This window comes from Erwinia sp. PME.40.26/001 (assembly GCF_055556675.1).
Window position 1 is genome coordinate 1,269,189 of record NZ_JBVHNP010000001.1, and the last position, 19,945, is coordinate 1,289,133.

The window sequence follows — 19,945 nt, forward strand, 5'->3', positions numbered from 1 at the left end:
TCAGCTCGCAGTAAGTTGTTGCTGGAACATTCTATTTTCGCAACGTCAGGCGGATCAACTCGGTCAGTCTTTCTAACTGGCTGGCCATTTCCAGGCTCAGCCAGACATAGCCGTGGATCGGTGTTTCCACCAGCTCGTCGCTGTCTGATTCCGCGATCAGCTGACGTAATTCGCGGGTGATTTCTGCCAGTTCCTCGCTGTTGGCCGCCATTTTACCCGTGTCACCTTCAACGATCACACGTGACAGCGCGCGCAGGGTATTTTCCGTCATCTGCTGGGTTCTGCGCAGCGCCGGCGCATTCAGCATAATCAGATGGCTCTGGCGCGATGCCCACCAGGCATTCAGCTGAAGCTCCAGCGTACAGACCAGGTTGCGGTTCAGGGTCTGGATCCCCTCAAACACCGAGCGCGGCGTACGCGTCTCTTTGCTGGAAGGCTCAATCAGCGCACGCATTTTGATCACATTACTCAGCAGGCGCTGCAGCGGACGCGTCAGGCGCGGTTTCTCCACCAGGTTAGGCGAAAATCCGGCATGATAGACGCGGGCGGTTTCCAGCAGCAGGTCGGAGAGTTGGATGCGCCAGTGGGTATAGGCCTTCTGTGAATAGATACTGGTAAACAGGAGCGCCAGCAGCGACCCGAGGATCACATCCCCCCCGCGCCACAGAGCGGTGGTCATATCACCCGGCACCCCGCCGCAAATCACCGCCAGTGTGATACCAATCAGCAGCGCCATATACGGGTGCTTACCCAGTGTCAGAAAACCGCTGATAAACATCACCGCTGCACACCATATCAGCATCACCGGCAGGGAGATCAGCTCCAGCTTGAGTGCAATCAGCCCGGAGATAGAACCAAAGATCGTGCCGCCAATACGCTGAACCGCGCGGGGGAAAACATTGCCCCACGAGGAGATCGGCCCCATCACCACCACTAGCGTGATCAGCGGCCAGCTGCCTTCCGGGATCGCCATCACCCTGACCAGCAGGAACGTCAGAATGAAGGCCAGCGCGATACGCACGCCGTGCACGATGCGATAATTACGATACAGGCTGAATTCAAACGCCGTCAGCGGCTTGTCCGGTCGCAAAGGTGGCTCCGAAAGAAGAAGAATGAGCGGGACATCATACCTGAAGCGGGGGACGGGAGCAGACGGAGAATCGCCGTTTTACGGCTGTTTTTCCCCTCATTTAATCAGGGTAAGCAGCAGAAAACACTTAACTTACCCTGTGGAAACATAGCATTAATCACCCGTTTTCTTCTGACGGATGACATTCACACTTTTATCACAACTTCAGCTTGATCCAGTCGCTGATGCGGGTCACGATCCCAGCCTCCTCAACCGGCTGAAGCGCCACCAGCGGATAGCTGGCCAGCGTTTTGTCACCTTCTACCAGCTGGATTGTGCCCACCTGCTCATGCAGTTTGATTGGCGCTTCCAGATCCTTACGGTCGATGACATATTTGGCTTTCACCTTTTGCACCTCATCACGCGGCAGCGCCAGGAACACATCTTTTTCACTGCCGAGCGAAATGCGGTGCGGGTTACCGTACCACACGGTTTCATGACCAATCTCTTTGCCGGCGTGGAACAGCTGCACCGTATCAAAGTTATTCTGGCCCCAGGTCAGCAGTTTACGCGCCTGCTCTTCCCGCCCTTTTGAGCTTTTCCCCCCCATGATCACCGCAATCAGGCGGCGCTGGCCGTCGACGCTGGAGGCGATGATATTAAAGCCGGCACTTTCGGTATGCCCGGTTTTCAGACCGTCAACATGCAGCGTTTTGTCCCACAGCAGCCCGTTGCGGTTCTGCTGGGTAATGCCGTTCCAGGTGAGCGATTTCTCACTGTACATCTGATAAAAATCTGGCTCCCCGCTGATAATGGCCCGGGAGAGGACGGCGAGATCACGAGCCGTGGTAAATTGTCCGGGCGCATCCAGCCCGTGTACGGTTTCAAAGTGGGTGTTGCTCAGGCCCAGCTTGTCGACGTACTGGTTCATCAGCGTGACAAAACTGGCCTGGCTACCGGCAACATAATCGGCCAGGGCAACACAGGCATCATTGCCAGAATCAATGATCACCCCGCGGCTGAGGTCGCGCACCGACACTTTATCCCCCGGTTTCAGGAACATCAGCGATGAGCCTTTAAATACCGGATTGCCTTCGGCCCAGGCGTCCTTACCAACGGTAACAATATCGTCACGGGTGATGCGCTTTTTATCAATGGCGCGATCCACCACATAACCGGTCATCAGCTTCGTCAGGCTGGCCGGGTTCCGCCGCTCATCCGGATTGCCTGATGTCAGGATCTGGCCAGTGGTCGCATCCATCAGCACCCAGGAGGCGGCATCAATCGCCGGGGACGTTAACGGGAACGCCAGCGCGTCCTGCGCGGGCTGGCCGGCGGTAACGGCAGCACTGCTCAACGCCATGACCAGACACAAACTTGCAAGCTGATGCTTTTTCAACGATCGATCCTCAACATATGCAGAATAAAAAACTGCGCCTGTTGTACGGCATCCGCCATGTCTTTGCGTGACTAAATTGCAAGAAAATATGAATAAATCAGGGGATTAGCGGAAATTTTTTTTGCTGGCCTTCCCTCTCCTGCCTGCGGGATGTTTCCGTCCTGCCGCGAGGCAGTGCCAGGGTGCCAGGGCGGTCAGCCGCTGACCTATTTCGTGCATCTTCAGATATGGTTTACACTGACAGCCTATGTCAATGCGGGAAGGTTCACACAGGGAATCAGGCACTGCGTTTTCAACAGTTAACAAACAGAAGTGGACAGCGAAACCGTGAAAGACAAAGCGAATCAACCCACCTTCCTTTTCCACGATTATGAAACCTTCGGTAAAAGCCCGTCGCTGGACCGCCCTGCGCAGTTCGCCGGTATCCGTACCGATATGGATTTTAATATTATCGGTGAGCCAGAGGTGTTTTACTGCCAGCCTGCGGACGATTACCTGCCGCAGCCCGAAGCCGTAATGATCACCGGCATTACCCCGCAGATTGCCCTCGCACGCGGCGTCAGCGAAGCGGAGTTTACCCGCCGCATTCATCAGCTTTTCAGCGAACCCAATACCTGCGTGGTCGGCTATAACAACGTGCGTTTTGACGATGAAGTCACCCGCAACCTGCTCTACCGCAACTTTTATGATCCCTATGCCTGGAGCTGGCAGTACGGCAACAGCCGCTGGGATCTGCTGGACGTGATGCGGGCCTGTTATGCCCTGCGTCCGGACGGCATTGAATGGCCGGAAAATGACGATGGTTTACCCAGCTTCCGCCTGGAGCATCTGACCAAAGCCAATGGCGTCGCCCACGAAAACGCCCATGATGCCATGTCGGACGTCTACGCCACTATTGCCATGGCGAAGCGGGTCAAAGAGAAGCAACCACGCCTGTACGACTTCCTGTTCAGTCACCGCAACAAGCAGAAGATCAGCGCGCTGGTGGATATTCCCCAGATGAAGCCGCTGGTGCATATTTCGGGCATGTTTGGTGCCGCACGCGGCAACACCAGCTGGATAGCGCCGCTGGCCTGGCACCCGGATAACCGCAATGCCCTGATTACCTGCGATCTCGGCGGGGATATGACCCCCCTGCTTGAGCTGGATGCCGACGCGCTGCGCGAACGGCTGTATACCCCGCGCGGCGAGCTGGGCGACGCCTCCCCGGTGCCGTTAAAGCTGGTGCATATTAACAAGTGCCCGGTGGTGGCTCCGGCGAATACACTGCGCCCGGAAGATGCCGAACGCATCGGCATTGACCGCCAGCGCTGCCTGGACAATCTTGCCCTGCTGCGCCAGCATCCTGAAGTCCGCGAAAAAGTGGTGGCCCTGTTTGCCGAAGCGGAACCCTTTACGCCGTCGGACGACGTAGATGCTCAGCTCTATAACGGGTTCTTCAGCGACGCCGACCGGAATGCGATGAATATCATTCGCCAGACCGCCCCGGAAAACCTGCCGGCGCTGGATTTAGCCTTTAATGACGGGCGTATCGAGAAGCTGCTATTCCGCTTCCGCGCACGCAACTTCCCCGGCACGCTGGACGACGCGGAACAGAAACGCTGGTTACAGCATCGCCGCGAGATGCTGAACCCGGAACGGGTACAGCGCTACGTCCAGGAGCTGGAGATGCTGTTTAATCAGTACGAAGGGGATCAAGTGAAGCTCGACCAGCTGAAGGCGCTGTTTGAGTATGCAAGGGAACTGGTGTCCTGATATGAAAAAGGCGGACCGCGACAGGCGGTCCGCCCTTAAAACAGATTGATGACCCCGCAGGATTACATCAGATCTTCACTGCACTGCGGCACCGGGTTACGGAAGCTGCGGGTAACAAATGCCAGATACAGCAGGCCAATCGCCCCCCATACCAGCCCCAGAATCATTGAGCTCTCTTCCAGGTTAACCCACAGCGCCCCGACGGTCAGCGCCCCCATCAGCGGCAGCACCAGGAACTTGATGTTGTCTTTGAAGGTCTTGTTGCGCTTCTCACGGATCCAGAACTGTGAAATCACCGACAGGTTAACGAAGGTGAATGCCACCAGCGCACCAAAGTTAATCAGCGCCGTTGCGGTCACAAGATCGAAGGTGATGGAGGACAGCGCAATTACCCCTACCAGCAGCACGTTCAGCGCTGGCGTACGCCATTTCGGATGAACGTAGCCGAAGAAGCTGACCGGGAATACCCCGTCACGCCCCATCACATACATCAGACGCGAAACGCCCGCATGTGCAGCCATACCAGAAGCCAGCACCGTGACACAGGAGAAGATCAGAATGCCGAACTGGAAGGCCTTGCCTGCCACGTAGAGCATGATTTCCGGCTGTGACGCGTCCGGATCCTTAAAGCGTGAGATATCCGGGAAGTACAGCTGCAGGAAGTAGGACACAACAATAAAGATGACGCCCCCGATCAGCGCGGTCAGGAAGATCGCTTTCGGGATCACGCGCTCTGCATCTTTCGTCTCTTCGGACAGCGAACTGATGCCATCAAAACCGAGGAACGAGAAGCAGAGTATGGTCGCCCCGGTGATCATCGGCACCACGTTGGCGTTTTCCGACCAGAACGGCCTGCTGCTGACCAGCGTGCCTGCGCCTTCACCGTGCGCCACACCCCAGACCACCATCGCCATGATCGCGACCATCACCACCACCTGCAGCACCACAATCACGCTGTTGAAGTTGGCAACGGTTTTAATGCCTTTGAGGTTCGAGAGGGTCATAAAGCCCACCAGCAGCACCACAAAGATCCACGAGGGAACCCCGGGAACCAGCGCTTCCCAGTAAATTTTCGCCAGTAAAATATTGATCATCGGCATAAACAGATAATCAAGCAGCGAAGACCAGCCGACCATAAAGCCGACGTGCGGGCTGATCGCTTTCTGCGCATAGGTATAGGCCGAACCCGCTGACGGGAAACGACGTACCAACTGGCCGTAGCTCAGTGCGGTAAAAAGAATAGCAATCAGCGCGAATGCGTATGCGGTCGCGACGTGGCCATCCGTCAGGCCAGAAACGATGCCAAACGTATCAAACAAGGTCATTGGCTGCATATAAGCCAGACCCATCATGACAACAGGCAGTAACGTCAGCGTTTTTTTCAGTTTTGCACGCGGCTGGGCGGCGGGATTCAGGTGATCAAGCGACATGATTTAATCTCCCCATAGCATCAACCGTTCTGGGTTGAACCACAGGGGAGCTACGCAGGGTGCGATAGCTTTTCAAAAGAGGATTCTGGGAATAACAGGCAGGCGTGAAGGTATAACCTGCTGTGGCGCCGTAGTCATCGCGCTGGCGGATCCCAGCAAACGCTGGAGTAAGAAGGTGAAGCCCCATGGTTGTTTCCTCAATAAGACACGTCAAAGTGTATTTAAAAGCGAATATCTATCCGGTTCTGGACCGGCCTCTTTAAAGGCGAAAAAAGTTCCTGCTTAAGCGACGAATAAAAAAATACCGCCGCCGGGTAAATCAGCGTCGGTTTACAGGTATCGTTTTGCAGGGCGCGTATTTTGCACCAGATTAAGGCACGATGACAAGCCCCCGAGAGCTTCACTTACAATTAATTGTTATCTCAACAGTAAGCCCGGCGTGACAGTCCCGCCCGCCGGGGGAAATCCTCAGGCATTTTTCAGCATCCAGTCAATTTCTGTCGCCGTAATCAGCCGTTCAAACTGCATCAGTTCATGGTGTTTGCATTGATGCCAGACAAAGCCAAAACGGCTACCCAGCAGCGCCTGCATCGCATGGCTTTGCTCAAAGGCTGCCAGCGCATCACTCTGACGAATGGGCAGCGGGTTCCCCTCAGCTTCATGCCCGTTACCTTTTACCGCAGGGGGCAACGGCAGCTGATTATCCAGACCGTGCAGAATGCCGGCCAGTATGGCCGCCATCACCAGATAGGGGTTCGCATCCGCCCCGGCCACCCGGTATTCGATCCGGTGGTTGTCAGGATCCCCGCAGGGGATGCGCAGCGCCACGGTGCGGTTATTGTGGCCCCATGAGGCCTGCAGCGGTACAAACGCATCCGGCAGAAAACGACGGTAGGCATTTACATTGGGGGCCAGCAGCGCCATGGAGGCGGGCATCAAATCAATCATCCCGGCCAGCGCGCGCTTGAGAAGCGGTGAATCACTGCCGTCATCCCCGGCAAAGGCATTATGATCTGCCGCGTCCAGCATGCTGATATGCACGTGCATTCCGCTACCCGCATAGGCTTCATAAGGTTTCGCCATAAAGGTGGCGTTCATGCCGTGCTGCTCGGCCACCTGACGCACCAGCCTTTTTAGCTGTACGGCATAGTCGCAGGCATTAAGCACGTGGCGCGTGTGGTTCAGGTTGATTTCAAACTGCCCGGGCGAGGCCTCCGCCAGGGCCCCCTCGGCCGGGATCCCTTGCAGATGCGCCAGCGCGTCAATATCACTCAGCACCGCAGAGAAGTGGTCAAGATTATCGACCGAGTAAACCTGGTTCTGCATATTACGTTCGTCGCTACCCGGCGCACACGGCGGCTGAATATCCCCTTCCGCATCTCGCTGCTTATCGACCAGATAGAACTCCAGCTCTACCGCTACCACCGGAAACAGTCCCCGGTTGCGCAGGCGCTGCCAGAGGTGATTGAGGACATTTCGGGGTTCAACGTCAAAGGGAGTGCCATCTTGATTACACATGGTCAGCAGGACCTGTGCAAGATGCTGCGGGTCGGCGGCAGAGGGGGTAAGCGAGCCTTCAACAGGCATACAAATATTGTCGGGTTCCCCCATTGCCTGACCGAGTCCGGCTTCTTCTACGGTATTGCCCAGAATGTCCATGGCGTAAACCGAGGCGGGGAAGTAGCAGCCTTTATCAAGCTTGATCAGGCTGGCGATGGGGATGCGTTTTCCACGAAAAACGCCGTTTAAATCGTTGAGGAGAATATCGGCATACTGCGTGTCAGGATAGCGTTCCAGATAGGCCTTCACCTCATTCCGGAACGCGCTGGTTCGTTTCTCTTCACTGTGCCGCGTGAAGTCTTCTACTTCGACAATATTGGTCATCACGTCACCCTTTCAGGTTGTTGAAAACTGCTCAAAATAACAGCCACTCTCTTAACATAGCGCTAACAGAAAAAGTGTGCAAATGTTACAGGGCGCTTTATTTCTGGCCTTATTGCGTTTGAATATTAAGCAGGTGATTGCTAGATTGAAAATATATTGCACAGTTTCCGGCCTTTCGGGGTCCGCGTGGTTGATATATTGACCAGGCATACAGGGGGAGTAATGGGCATTATTTTTGACAAGCCATTGATTGGCGTGGTGATGTGCCAGATTGACAAAGGCGGCCATCCCACTCAGATGGTGCATAACAAATATCTCGATGCGATCCTGATGCACGGCGGCGTACCGCTGGCCCTTCCCCACGGGCTGATGTCGTCTCCTGATCTATTAGAAAACGCGATGACCGTTCTGGATGGCATCCTGCTGACCGGCAGCCCCAGCAACATTGAACCCAGGCACTACGGCGAAAGCGGCGCGGAGTCACTGGCTGATCCCGGGCGCGACCGGCTCGCCTTTGCCCTGATCCGCTATGCGCTTGAACACCGCATGCCGCTGCTGGCGATCTGCCGGGGGTTGCAGGAACTGGTGGTAGCCACCGGCGGCACACTGCACCGTCAGCTGCACGAGGTACCGGGCCTGCAGGAACACCGTGAAGATGAAGCGCTCCCCCTTGACCAGCAGTATGCCCCGGCCCATGAAGTCTGGGTTGAGCCCGGTGGCCTGCTGGCTTCGCTGGCCGGTGACGGTGAGACATTCCGGGTTAACTCATTACACCAGCAGGGTATCCGCAGGGCGGGTGACTGCCTGCGCGTCGAGGCCCGCGCCGCAGACGGGCTGATCGAAGCGGTCAGCCACCGTCAGCACCCGTTTGCCCTCGCCGTCCAGTGGCATCCGGAATGGCACAGCGACTCTTCACCCCTGTCCCGCCCGCTATTTGAGGGCTTTATTGCGGCCTGCCTGCAGGCCAGAGCGGATGCACGACAATGAACGAAATCTCTCTCGCCCCCGGACGGCGGCTGGCAGAAATTCGCCAGCAGATGGGGCTGTCGCAGCGTCGCGTGGCCGAGCTGTCCGGGCTGACGCACAGCGCCATCAGCACCATCGAACAGGACAAAGTCAGTCCGGCCGTCAGTACCCTGCAAAAACTCCTGAAGGTCTACGGCCTGTCGCTGTCGGCGTTTTTTGCCGAAAAGGCCATTGATGCAGCGCCAAAAGTGGTCATTGATGCCCACGAGCTGGTTGAGATTGGCAGTCAGGGCGTCTCACTGCGCCTGATCCATAACGGGGATCCACAGCGTACGCTGGCAATGCTGCTGGAAACGTATGACCCGGGGGCGACCACCGGTGAGCGGATCCGCCATCAGGGTGAAGAAACCGGTACGGTGCTGGAAGGCGAGATCGTGCTGACCCTCAGTGGCCAGGATTACCGGCTGCATACCGGTCAAAGCTACGTCATCGACACCGGTCAACCCCACAGTTTTACCAATGCTTCTACCCGGCCGTGCCGCATTATCAGCGCACATACGCCGGCCACCTTCTGACTTTCTTACGGATCAAAGGAGTGCGCATGGAACATGTCCACAGCTACTATGCCGCCACCGCTAACGCACATGCTCCCTGGCCACAGCTGGAAGAGGATATCCAGTGTGACGTCTGCATCATTGGCGGCGGATTTACCGGGCTGTCCTCCGCCCTGTTTCTGACCGAAGCGGGCTACGATGTGGTCCTGCTGGAAGCCGCCCGCGTGGGCTTCGGTGCCAGCGGGCGCAACGGGGGTCAGGTGGTGAACTCCTACAGCCGCGATGTTGATGTCATTGAGCAGCGCTACGGTAAAGAAACAGCGCGCCTGCTGGGTAGCATGATGTTTGAAGGGGCGGCGATCATCCGCGATCGTATCGATCGCTATGCCATTGACTGTGACTATCGCCCTGGCGGGATTTTTGCCGCGCTGAATAACCGTCAGATGCAGCATCTCACGACCCAGCACCAGCTGTGGCAGCGCTATGGTAATCATGACGTTGAGCTGCTTGACCAGAGCGGTATTCGCCGGGAAGTCGGTTCAGAACGCTACGTCGGTGGGCTACTGGACAAGCGCGGCGGGCATATTCATCCGCTGAATCTGGCGCTGGGTGAGGCGGAAGCGGTGCGCCGCCACGGCGGGCGTATTTATGAACACTCCGCGGTCACGGCGGTAAACTATGGTTCTCCCCATCACCTTCGCACTGAACGCGGAAGCGTCAGCGCGCGCTTTGTGATCTTTGCCGGCAATGCCTATCTTGCCCCGCATCTTGAGCCGCGCCTGGCGAAAAAGAGCCTGCCCTGTGGCTCGCAGATTGTCGCCACCGAGCCGCTGTCAGCAGACCAGGCCCTGTCGCTGTTGCCCGGTCACCGCTGCGTGGAAGACTGCAACTATCTGCTGGATTATTTTCGCCTGACCGCGGATAACCGGTTGCTGTACGGCGGGGGGGTGATCTACGGCGCACGCGACCCGGGGGATATTGATGCCCTGATCCGCCCGAAGCTGCTAAAAACCTTCCCGCAGCTGTCCGGGGTAAAGTTCGACTATGCCTGGAGCGGCAACTTTCTGCTGACCCTGTCGCGCATGCCGCAGTTCGGGCGGCTGGAAAACGGCGTCTACTACATGCAGGGGGACAGCGGCCACGGGGTCACCAGCACCCACCTGTCGGGCAAATTAATCGCCGAGGCCCTGCGCGGTGACGCAGAGCGTTTTGATGCCTTTGCCACGCTGCCCCACCTGCCCTTCCCCGGCGGCCGAAGCCTGCGCGTGCCGTTAACGGCCATCGGCGCGGCCTGGTATGCGTTAAGAGACCGGTTGGGTGTGTAGAAGCCGGCCGTAAAAAGGCCGGATAATGGCGCGACTGGCCTCCCCCGTTACAACGGCTGACCGGCTGTTTTGGTCAGCCGGTCGTTCATTACGACAGCGGCATTCTGTCCGGGTCAGGATACTGGTATTCAAACCCCAGCTCGCGACAGATTTTACTGCCATCAATGAGCTTGCCGGTGTTGCTGTCGCTGTCGGCGACGAAGGTAGGCGGCTCAAGGCCCAGCTGGCGGGCGACCTGCGGGTAAAACTGCTTACGCGCCGGGTGGGCAGGTGCGCTGAGGTTATAAATATGGCCGCCTTTGGGCGTTTGAAGCAGCAGGGAAATCGCCTCTATCACGTCGTCCAGATGCACGAGGTTAACCCCCTGAGAACCATTGGTCAGATCGGTCTTACCGGCGAGGAAACGACCGGGATGACGTCCCGGGCCGACCAGCCCTGACAGCCTGAGAATATCAACAGAGGTATTCGGCAGCTGATGCAGCCAGCTTTCCAGCGTCTTCAGTGTCTGCCCGGCCACGCTGACCGGCTCCAGCACGTTGCTCTCTTTCGTCAAGCCCTGGCCATCGCCATAGACCGAGGTCGAACTGGTGAAAATAATGCGTGGCACGCTAAAAGCCAGCGCGCTGTCCACCAGCTGCTGCACCGCCAGCAGATAATTTTCGCCCCCGGCGGCGGTCCGGCTGGCTGGCAGGGTGATCACCAGCGCATCCACACTCAGCAACGCGTCAAGGTCATCGGCGTCGCAGTTCAGCTCCGGCGTCAGCTCCAGGTGATAGCTGTCAATACCGCTGTTACGGGCGGCATTCACCCCGTCGAGGGTGGTTTTCGTCCCCGTCACCTGCCAGCCTGCCGCCGTCAGCGACATGGCCAGCGGCATTCCCAGCCATCCCAGCCCCACAATTGCGACTCGTTTCATCCCTCAGCTCCTGTTTATACAGACGGTTATTCCCTCAGGCTACGCCAGCCCTTCCCGGGTGACAACCCACAGATGATAAGAGAATTTTTCAACATTCATAAAAAAGGGTTGCGCCACGCGCCTATTCTCGTTAGGTTATTTATCACGAAATGAATATCCATTCATCCAAGAGAATTTTATGAAACGCGTTCAGTTTAATCACCATCATCACCATCACCCTGACTAGTCTTTCAGGCGATGTGTGCTGGAAGACGATCAGGATCTTCCAGTGGTGCAGAACGCAAACTCAGCCCCCGGAAGATCGCCTTCCGGGGGCTTTTTTTATGCCCTGAGATCAGCAGAACGCGGCGACAACATCAGACAGGAAAAGGACAATAACCCATGTTAGATAACACCCGTTTACGCATAGCTATGCAGAAATCTGGCCGTTTAAGCGATGAATCACGCGAATTGCTCGCCCGCTGCGGAATCAAAATTAACCTGCAGCAGCAGCGTCTGATCGCCTTCGCTGAAAACATGCCCATCGATATTCTGCGGGTGCGCGATGACGATATTCCGGGGCTGGTGATGGACGGCGTGGTTGACCTGGGCATTATCGGGGAAAACGTGCTGGAAGAAGAGCTGCTGACCCGCCGTGCACAGGGTGACGATCCGCGTTACTTTACGCTGCGCCGCCTTGATTTTGGCGGCTGCCGCCTGTCGCTGGCGATGAACGTGGACGATGAGTATACCGGCCCGCAGTGCTTACAAAACACCCGGATTGCCACCTCCTATCCTCACCTGCTGAAAAAGTACCTCGATAAGCAGGGCGTCAGCTTCAAATCCTGCCTGCTGAACGGTTCGGTCGAAGTCGCCCCGCGCGCCGGTCTGGCCGATGCGATCTGTGACCTGGTATCCACCGGTGCCACGCTGGAAGCTAACGGCCTGCGTGAAGTGGAAGTGATCTACCGGTCAAAAGCCTGCCTTATTCAGCGTGACGGTGAAATGCCGGTAGCCAAGCAGGAGCTGATTGATAAGCTGATGACCCGTATTCAGGGCGTGATTCAGGCGCGTGAGTCCAAATACATCATGCTGCACGCTCCCAGCGAGCGTCTGGACGATATCATTGCCCTGCTGCCGGGGGCCGAGCGCCCGACCGTATTGCCGCTGGCCGGTGACAAGAGTCGCGTGGCCATGCACATGGTGAGCAGCGAAACGCTGTTCTGGGAAACCATGGAAAAACTGAAAGCGCTCGGTGCCAGTTCCATTCTGGTACTGCCTATTGAGAAGATGATGGAGTAACCCGATGGCGACCCTGATGACCCCCATTTCCTGGCAGGATTGCAGTGCGGAACAGCAGCAGGCGCTGCTGCGCCGCCCGGCGCTGGAAGCCTCTGACAGCATCAGTGCCACCGTCCGCGGCATCCTGGACAGAGTGTCAACGGAAGGTGATGACGCACTGCGTGAATACAGTGCGACCTTCGACAAAACCCGGGTCGATGCGCTGCGCGTCAGCGAACAGCAGATCGCCGACGCCTGTGCCCGACTGGGTGACGAGATCAAACAGGCGATGGCGGTTGCGGTCGCCAACATCACGACCTTCCATCTCGCGCAGCAGCTGCCCGCCGTGGATGTCGAAACGCAGCCTGGCGTGCGCTGCCAGCAGGTGACCCGCCCGGTTGCCTCCGTTGGCCTGTATATTCCGGGGGGGTCGGCACCGCTGTTCTCCACGGTATTAATGCTGGCTACCCCGGCGCGTATCGCCGGCTGTGGCCGCGTCGTGCTCTGCTCCCCGCCGCCGGTAGCCGATGAAATCCTGTACGCGGCGCAGCTGTGTGGCGTGACGGAAGTCTTCCAGGTGGGCGGCGCCCAGGCTATTGCCGCCCTCGCCTTCGGTACCGAATCCGTGCCGAAAGTGGATAAAATCTTTGGCCCGGGCAATGCCTGGGTCACCGAAGCAAAACGCCAGGTGAGCCAGCGTATGGACGGGGCCGCCATTGATATGCCGGCCGGGCCCTCTGAAGTTCTGGTGATTGCCGATGACGGTGCCACGCCGGACTTTGTCGCCTCCGACCTGCTGTCGCAGGCAGAGCATGGCCCGGACTCACAGGTGATCCTGCTGACGCCGTCGCAAAAGATGGCCGAAAGGGTGGCAGACGCCGTTGAGCGTCAGCTGGCTGAACTGCCGCGTGCCGCAACGGCGGCGAAAGCGCTGCAGAGCAGCCGCCTGATCGTCACGCGCGATCTGCAACAGTGCGTTGAGATCAGCAACCGTTACGGGCCGGAGCACCTGATTATCCAGACGCGCCAGGCGCGCGACCTGGTGGACAGCATTACCAGCGCCGGTTCCGTGTTTCTTGGTGACTGGTCACCGGAATCTGCCGGGGATTACGCATCAGGCACCAACCACGTGCTGCCGACCTACGGTTATACCGCGACCTGCTCCAGCCTGGGGCTGGCGGATTTCCAGAAGCGGATGACCGTACAGGAGCTGACCCGCGAGGGCTTTATGGGTCTGGCTGCGACCATTGAGATCCTCGCGGCGGCCGAACAGCTGACCGCCCACAAAAACGCCGTCACCCTGCGGGTGGCCGCACTGAACAGGGAGCCATCATGAGCAGCAGCATTGAAGATCTGGCCCGTGCGAACATCCGCGCTCTGACGCCGTATCAGTCGGCACGCCGCCTGGGCGGTAACGGTGACGTGTGGCTGAACGCCAACGAATACCCGCTGGCCGTGCCGTTTGAGCTCAGTCAGCAGACGCTGAACCGGTATCCGGAATGTCAGCCAAAGCAGGTGATTGAGCGTTATGCCGCCTACGCCGGCCTGACGCCACAGCAGGTGCTGGTCAGCCGTGGGGCTGATGAAGGCATCGAACTGTTGATGCGCGCCTTCTGTGAGCCGGGCCACGATGCCGTGCTGTTCTGCCCGCCCACCTACGGTATGTACAGCGTCAGTGCCGAAACCATTGGCATTGAATACCGCACGGTGGAAGCCGGTGAAGGCTGGCAGCTTAATCTGCCGGCCATTGCCGGGCAGCTGGACGGCGTAAAGCTGGTGTATGTCTGCAGCCCGAACAACCCGACCGGCAACCTGATTAACCCGGACGATCTCCGTCAGCTGTTGGAGATGACGCGTGGTAAAGCCCTGGTCGTGGCCGACGAAGCCTACATCGAGTTCTGCCCGCAGGCGTCTCTTGCCGGCTGGCTGAAGGATTATCCCCACCTGGTGATCCTGCGCACGCTGTCCAAGGCCTTTGCCCTGGCGGGCCTGCGCTGTGGCTTCACCCTGGCGAATGCGGACGTGATTGCGCTGCTGATGAAGGTGATTGCTCCTTATCCGCTCTCTACGCCGGTCGCTGACATTGCGGGCCAGGCACTGAGTGACGAGGGCATCGCACTGATGCGCCAGCATGTCAGCGAGCTGATCGCCACCCGCGAGCGGCTGATCGCCGACCTGCGTACCTTACCTTGTGTTGAACAGGTGTTTGAGAGCGACACCAACTATGTCCTGGCGCGTTTCGCCGACTCAGCGAGCGTATTTAAGGCGCTCTGGAACCAGGGTATTATCCTGCGTGACCAGAATAAGCAGCCAGGTCTGGCCGGATGCCTGCGTATCTCAATCGGTACCCGCGCTGAGTGCGAACGCGCCGTTGCTGCACTAAAATCATTACCCGGTTACCCCGTTTCTCAGGAGCAAGCATGAGTCAGAAAGTCCTCTTTATCGATCGCGATGGCACCCTTATTTCTGAGCCACCGGAAGATTACCAGGTCGACCGCATGGACAAACTGGCCTTTGAGCCCGACGTCATCCCGGCCCTGCTGTCCCTGCAGAAAGCGGGCTACCAGCTGGTGATGATCACCAATCAGGACGGTCTGGGTACCCGCAGTTTCCCGCAAAGTGACTTCGACGGTCCGCACAATCTGATGATGCAGATCTTCCGCTCGCAGGGCGTGACGTTCAGCGATGTGCTGATCTGCCCTCACCTGCCGGAAGACAACTGTGACTGCCGCAAACCAAAAACCAAAATGGTCGACGCCTGGCTGGCAGAAGGCGCGATCGATACCGCCAACAGCTATGTGATTGGCGACCGCGCCACCGACGTGCAGCTGGCGCAGAACATGGGCATTACCGGCCTGCTGTACGGCAAAGATCTCAACTGGAACGCTATTGAACAGCAGCTGACAAAGCGCGACCGCTATGCACTGGTACAGCGCAACACCAAAGAGACACAGATTAAAGTGGAGGTGTGGCTGGATCGTGAAGGTGACAGCAAAATTAACACTGGCGTCGGCTTCTTTGACCACATGCTTGACCAGATCTCCACGCACGGCGGTTTCCGCATGAACATTGATGTGAAAGGCGACCTGTACATTGACGATCACCACACGGTGGAAGACACCGGGCTGGCGCTGGGTGAGGCGCTGCTGAAGGCGCTGGGCGACAAACGCGGTATCGGTCGCTTCGGCTTTGTGCTGCCGATGGACGAGTGTCTGGCACGCTGTGCGCTGGATATCTCCGGCCGTCCGCACCTCGAATATAAAGCCGAGTTCAGCTACCAGCGCGTCGGTGACCTGAGTACCGAGATGGTTGAGCACTTCTTTAGCTCGCTCTCTTACACCATGGCCAGTACCCTGCACCTGCGCACCAAAGGCAAAAACGATCATCACCGTGTCGAAAGCCTGTTTAAAGCCTTTGGCCGCACGCTGCGTCAGGCAATCCGCGTAGAGGGTAATACGCTGCCCAGCTCAAAAGGAGTGCTGTGATGGATGTGGTGATCCTGGATACCGGCTGTGCCAACCTCTCCTCCGTTAAATGGGCGGTGCAGCGCCTGGGCTATGAGCCCGTCGTCAGTAAAGAAGCCGATGTGGTACTCAACGCGGATAAGTTGTTCCTGCCCGGCGTGGGCACCGCCCAGGCCGCGATGGACCAGCTGCGCGAACGCGACCTGATTGACCTGATCAAAGCCTGTACCCAACCGGTGCTGGGCATCTGCCTGGGCATGCAGCTACTGGGAAGCGGCAGCGATGAGAGCGGCGGTATTACCACGCTGAATATTATTGAGCATCCGGTGCAGCGGATGACCGACCATGGCCTGCCACTGCCGCATATGGGCTGGAACCAGATCACCGCCCAGGCGGGTAACCACCTGTTTCGCGGGATTGATGACGGTGCGTATTTCTACTTTGTCCACGGCTACGCCATGCCAGTGAATGCGTACACCATTGCCCAATGCCATTACGGCGAAGCCTTTACCGCCGCGGTGCAGAAAGATAACTTCTTTGGCGTGCAGTTCCACCCGGAACGTTCCGGTGCCGCCGGCGCGCAGCTGCTGAAAAACTTCCTGGAGATGTAACTGGCATGATTATCCCGGCATTAGATTTGATTGATGGCAACGTGGTACGTCTGCATCAGGGCGATTACGGCCAGCAGCGTGACTACGGCAGCGACCCACTGCCGCGCTTACAGGATTATGAGGCACAGGGTGCGCAGCTGCTGCACCTGGTGGACCTGACCGGAGCGAAAAACCCGGCAGCGCGCCAGATCCCGCTGCTGACCAAACTGCTGGCGGGCGTCAGCGTACCGGTGCAGGTGGGCGGCGGCATCCGCACGAAAGAGGATGTAGAAGCCCTGCTCAATGCGGGCGCTACGCGCGTCGTGGTCGGCTCCACGGCGGTGAAACAGCCGGAGGAGGTGCAGGCCTGGTTCCGTCAGTATGGCGCAGAAGCCATTGTGCTGGCCCTCGACGTACGCATTGACGGCGGGCGTAAAGACGTGGCCATCAGCGGCTGGCAGGAAGCCAGTGGGATTACACTGGAAGATGTCATTGACCAGTTCTTACCCTTCGGGCTGAAACACGTGCTCTGTACCGATATTTCCCGCGACGGCACTCTGAGTGGGTCTAACGTTGAGCTGTATCGCGAAGTCTCCACGCGCTACCCGACCATTGCCTTCCAGTCCTCAGGTGGCATCGGCTCACTGGAGGACATCGCCGCCCTGCGCGGCTGTGGCGCACAGGGTGTGATCGTCGGTCGCGCCCTGCTGGAAGATAAATTTACCGTATCGGAGGCAATTTCATGCTGGCAAAACGGATAATCCCCTGCCTGGACGTACGTGATGGCCAGGTGGTGAAAGGCGTGCAGTTCCGCAACCACGAGATCATCGGTGATATCGTGCCGCTGGCACAGCGCTATGCGCAGGAAGGCGCGGATGAACTGGTATTTTATGATATTACGGCCTCCAGCGACGGACGCGTCGTCGATAAGAGCTGGATCTCGCGCGTGGCAGAGGTGATTGATATTCCCTTCTGCGTGGCGGGCGGGATTAAGTCGGTGGAAGATGCCGCCCTGCTGCTCTCTTTCGGCGCAGATAAAATTTCAATTAACTCCCCGGCGCTGGCCGATCCTGAACTGATCACCCGGCTTGCCGATCGCTTCGGCGTACAGTGCATCGTGGTCGGCATTGATACCTGGTACGACAGCGAAAGCGGCAAGTATCACGTCAATCAGTACACCGGGGACGAAAGCCGTACCAAAGTCACCACCTGGGAAACCCTCGACTGGGTGCAGGAAGTGCAGAAGCGCGGTGCAGGTGAAATCGTGCTGAACATGATGAACCAGGACGGGGTGCGCAACGGTTATGACCTGGTCCAGCTGCAGAAGGTGCGTGCCATCTGCAACGTCCCGCTGATTGCCTCCGGTGGTGCCGGTACCCCGGAACATTTCCATGAAGCCTTCCGTGATGCCAATGTTGATGGCGCACTGGCCGCTTCCGTGTTCCATAAACAGATTATTAATATCGGGGAGCTGAAGGCGTTCCTGATTGAAAAAGGTGTGGAGATTCGCGCGTGTTAACTGAAGAACAACTGTCCCGGCTCGACTGGGTGAAAACTGACGGCATGATGCCTGCTATCGTCCAGCACGCGGTCTCTGGCGAAGTGCTGATGCACGGCTATATGAATCAGGAAGCGCTGGCCAAAACGCTGGAAACCGGCAAAGTCACCTTCTGGTCGCGCACTAAACAGCGCCTGTGGACCAAAGGTGAAACCTCTGAGCACTTCCTGAACGTGGTCAGCATCACCCAGGACTGCGATAACGACACGCTGCTGCTGCTGGTCAACCCGGTCGGGCCTACCTGCCACCTGGGCACCTCCAGCTGCTTCTCCCCGGCCGCCAGCGACTGGACGTTCCTGTACCAGCTGGAACAGCTGCTGGCAGAGCGCAAGCACGCCGATCCGAAAAGCTCCTATACCGCCAGCCTGTATGCCAGCGGCACCAAGCGCATTGCGCAAAAAGTGGGTGAAGAAGGCGTGGAAGTGGCGCTGGCCGCGACGGTCAACGACCACCATGAACTGACCAATGAAGCCTCCGACCTGGTTTATCATCTGCTGGTACTGCTTCAGGACCAGGATCTGAACCTCTCGGCGGTCATTGAGAATCTGCGTCAGCGTCACAAATAACGGCAGCAGAAACAGCAAAGGCCGGTTAACCGGCCTTTATCGTTACACATAAAATAGGCCGGTGATCCCGGCCTAATGTTAGATGCTTTAAAGTTAACTGTTTTTCCGCAAGCGGTAGCTGGCGCTGACATTGCGTCCAATCACTATCCCTGAACCCACTACCCCGCCAAGAATAATCGCCAGCAGCATCACTAACGTCTTTTTCGGGCTATCGCGGCGAATGGGCAAGTCGGCGGTAGAGATGTAGCGGTACGACTGCAGATGTGACAGGTCAATCTTCATATGCGTCACCGCCAGCAAGGCGCTCTGGGTATCGTAGTAGGATTGATCGTAAAGTAACGGTTTAGTCGCCTCATTCTGAATCATCGACTGCAGTGCGCTGGTACCCAGCAGATAGAGCGTATCATCCGACAGGTACTCCGCCTGATTCAGCTGCGAAGTCTTCACCCCGGAGGCTTCTGCAATAGTCAGCGCCTGTTTGATGGCATCCATACGCTGTTGCTTTTTATCAATCGCCACTTGCTTCTGCGTATCCAGCGCGCTGGAAAGCTCGCTGGTTTTTACCCCCAGCGTGCGCCTGAGATCGGCGGTGTAGCCGTCGACGATTTTATCGTTGATATGTTCGATATACTTGGTCAGCTGCGCCTGCGCATCCTTCGATGTATTTGCCGTGTAAGCAACGCTAAGCTGATCGTTGCTGCCTTTAACCACCTGATCAACTTTAAGCATCTGGGGTTCTGCAAGATTACGCAACGCTGATGAGAGCGCAGTCATCGAGGCTGCAAAGCGGCCAAAGAACTGGTTTTGCAGATCGGGAAGAGGTGGTTTGTCTGCCGGAGTTTGTTTATACAGCACGCTCAGAGAGGCGTTGTAGTTAGCAATCATCCCTGAAGTGGGGGTAGCAACAATAGCAGTTGAGGTCCATTTTTCTTCCGCGAAAAAAAGATATACTCCAGCGAACAGCATAGCAACAATCACGCCGATAATGATTGTTTTTTTGCCATTCCATAGCTGAGTAATAACTTCCAGTAAATCGATTTCATCGGCTGTATTGAAACGTTTCTGGTGATGGGAGGACAGCTCAACATTTTTATTATCGGGATTCATATAGTCAGTAAACTCTGCGCAAAAGAAAATAAGATTAACCTGAGGCGTTAACTGAATAAATGTAGTTGAGTTGAGAATAAAACGCTATGGATAGATTCTTAA

19 protein-coding genes and 1 other annotated feature are annotated in these 19,945 nt (G+C 57.4%); of the genes, 13 read left to right on the top strand and 6 right to left on the bottom strand.

Annotated elements, in window-relative coordinates:
• Positions 1-31: 31 nt before the first annotated feature.
• Both ACZ3HG_RS06145 and dacD read right to left on the bottom strand, forming a co-directional pair.
• On the bottom strand, positions 32-1,090 hold the full coding sequence (locus ACZ3HG_RS06145; protein ID WP_062742787.1) for an FUSC family protein: 1,059 nt from the start codon (positions 1,088-1,090) through the stop codon (positions 32-34).
• 196 nt (positions 1,091-1,286) lie between these two features.
• Positions 1,287-2,432, bottom strand: a complete 1,146-nt coding sequence (dacD, locus tag ACZ3HG_RS06150) for a serine-type D-Ala-D-Ala carboxypeptidase DacD (protein WP_191933127.1) — start codon at positions 2,430-2,432, stop codon at positions 1,287-1,289.
• Between the two features lie 363 nt (positions 2,433-2,795).
• On the opposite strand from dacD, the gene sbcB reads away from it, so the two are divergent.
• The gene (gene sbcB, locus ACZ3HG_RS06155; protein WP_191933128.1) at positions 2,796-4,223 is read left to right on the top strand and encodes an exodeoxyribonuclease I; all 1,428 of its coding nucleotides are present in this window, start codon (positions 2,796-2,798) and stop codon (positions 4,221-4,223) included.
• A 62-nt stretch (positions 4,224-4,285) separates the two neighbouring features.
• On the opposite strand, the gene ACZ3HG_RS06160 is transcribed toward sbcB, so the two are convergent.
• The gene (locus ACZ3HG_RS06160) at positions 4,286-5,653 is read right to left on the bottom strand and encodes an APC family permease (protein ID WP_062742788.1); all 1,368 of its coding nucleotides are present in this window, start codon (positions 5,651-5,653) and stop codon (positions 4,286-4,288) included.
• 468 nt (positions 5,654-6,121) lie between these two features.
• Entirely contained in the window at positions 6,122-7,540 is a 1,419-nt protein-coding gene (locus ACZ3HG_RS06165; RefSeq protein WP_465332280.1) for a glutamine synthetase family protein, read from the bottom strand.
• 219 nt (positions 7,541-7,759) lie between these two features.
• Between ACZ3HG_RS06165 and puuD the strand changes: the two genes are divergently transcribed.
• The 3 genes from puuD to ACZ3HG_RS06180 are packed head-to-tail and all read left to right on the top strand — an operon-like array spanning position 7,760 to position 10,382.
• Positions 7,760-8,524, top strand: coding sequence for a gamma-glutamyl-gamma-aminobutyrate hydrolase (gene puuD / locus ACZ3HG_RS06170; protein WP_465332282.1), 765 nt, complete (start codon positions 7,760-7,762; stop codon positions 8,522-8,524).
• Positions 8,521-9,078, top strand: coding sequence for an HTH-type transcriptional regulator PuuR (gene puuR, locus ACZ3HG_RS06175; protein WP_465332284.1), 558 nt, complete (start codon positions 8,521-8,523; stop codon positions 9,076-9,078). Before puuD ends, puuR begins: the two co-directional genes overlap by 4 nt.
• Positions 9,079-9,104: 26 nt before the next feature.
• Positions 9,105-10,382, top strand: coding sequence for an NAD(P)/FAD-dependent oxidoreductase (locus ACZ3HG_RS06180; protein ID WP_191936573.1), 1,278 nt, complete (start codon positions 9,105-9,107; stop codon positions 10,380-10,382).
• A gap of 88 nt (positions 10,383-10,470) precedes the next feature.
• Here the strand turns inward: ACZ3HG_RS06180 and ACZ3HG_RS06185 are convergent, their stop codons facing one another.
• Entirely contained in the window at positions 10,471-11,298 is an 828-nt protein-coding gene (locus tag ACZ3HG_RS06185; protein WP_465332286.1) for an SDR family oxidoreductase, read from the bottom strand.
• A gap of 178 nt (positions 11,299-11,476) precedes the next feature.
• On the opposite strand from ACZ3HG_RS06185, the gene hisL reads away from it, so the two are divergent.
• From hisL to hisIE, 9 genes are all read left to right on the top strand, one after another.
• Positions 11,477-11,524: a his operon leader peptide gene (hisL, locus tag ACZ3HG_RS06190; protein WP_118665699.1), complete on the top strand. Its 48-nt coding sequence runs from the start codon at positions 11,477-11,479 to the stop codon at positions 11,522-11,524.
• Positions 11,500-11,622 (top strand) — a sequence feature (His leader region). Its footprint overlaps the gene before it by 25 nt.
• Positions 11,623-11,679: 57 nt before the next feature.
• Entirely contained in the window at positions 11,680-12,579 is a 900-nt protein-coding gene (gene hisG, locus ACZ3HG_RS06195) for an ATP phosphoribosyltransferase (RefSeq protein WP_191932869.1), read from the top strand.
• Positions 12,580-12,583: 4 nt separating this feature from the next.
• Entirely contained in the window at positions 12,584-13,894 is a 1,311-nt protein-coding gene (hisD, locus tag ACZ3HG_RS06200) for a histidinol dehydrogenase (protein WP_465332289.1), read from the top strand.
• Complete coding sequence (gene hisC / locus ACZ3HG_RS06205) at positions 13,891-14,982, top strand: histidinol-phosphate transaminase (RefSeq protein ID WP_465332291.1); 1,092 nt, start codon at positions 13,891-13,893, stop codon at positions 14,980-14,982. The genes hisD and hisC overlap by 4 nt, the downstream gene beginning before the upstream one ends.
• Positions 14,979-16,043 carry a bifunctional histidinol-phosphatase/imidazoleglycerol-phosphate dehydratase HisB gene (hisB, locus tag ACZ3HG_RS06210; protein ID WP_191932872.1) on the top strand — a complete coding sequence of 355 codons (1,065 nt, stop codon included), beginning with the start codon at positions 14,979-14,981 and terminating at the stop codon, positions 16,041-16,043. Before hisC ends, hisB begins: the two co-directional genes overlap by 4 nt.
• Positions 16,043-16,633, top strand: coding sequence for an imidazole glycerol phosphate synthase subunit HisH (gene hisH / locus ACZ3HG_RS06215; RefSeq protein ID WP_062742798.1), 591 nt, complete (start codon positions 16,043-16,045; stop codon positions 16,631-16,633). Before hisB ends, hisH begins: the two co-directional genes overlap by 1 nt.
• 5 nt (positions 16,634-16,638) lie before the next feature.
• The gene (gene hisA / locus ACZ3HG_RS06220) at positions 16,639-17,373 is read left to right on the top strand and encodes a 1-(5-phosphoribosyl)-5-[(5-phosphoribosylamino)methylideneamino]imidazole-4-carboxamide isomerase (RefSeq protein ID WP_191932873.1); all 735 of its coding nucleotides are present in this window, start codon (positions 16,639-16,641) and stop codon (positions 17,371-17,373) included.
• On the top strand, positions 17,355-18,131 hold the full coding sequence (gene hisF / locus ACZ3HG_RS06225; RefSeq protein ID WP_191932874.1) for an imidazole glycerol phosphate synthase subunit HisF: 777 nt from the start codon (positions 17,355-17,357) through the stop codon (positions 18,129-18,131). The genes hisA and hisF overlap by 19 nt, the downstream gene beginning before the upstream one ends.
• A complete protein-coding gene (gene hisIE / locus ACZ3HG_RS06230; RefSeq protein WP_465332295.1) occupies positions 18,125-18,736 on the top strand; it encodes a bifunctional phosphoribosyl-AMP cyclohydrolase/phosphoribosyl-ATP diphosphatase HisIE in 612 nt (203 codons plus the stop codon). Before hisF ends, hisIE begins: the two co-directional genes overlap by 7 nt.
• Before the next feature lie 93 nt (positions 18,737-18,829).
• Here hisIE and wzzB read toward each other — a convergent pair whose 3' ends face one another.
• Positions 18,830-19,843: an LPS O-antigen chain length determinant protein WzzB gene (gene wzzB / locus ACZ3HG_RS06235; protein ID WP_465332297.1), complete on the bottom strand. Its 1,014-nt coding sequence runs from the start codon at positions 19,841-19,843 to the stop codon at positions 18,830-18,832.
• Positions 19,844-19,945: the final 102 nt, after the last annotated feature.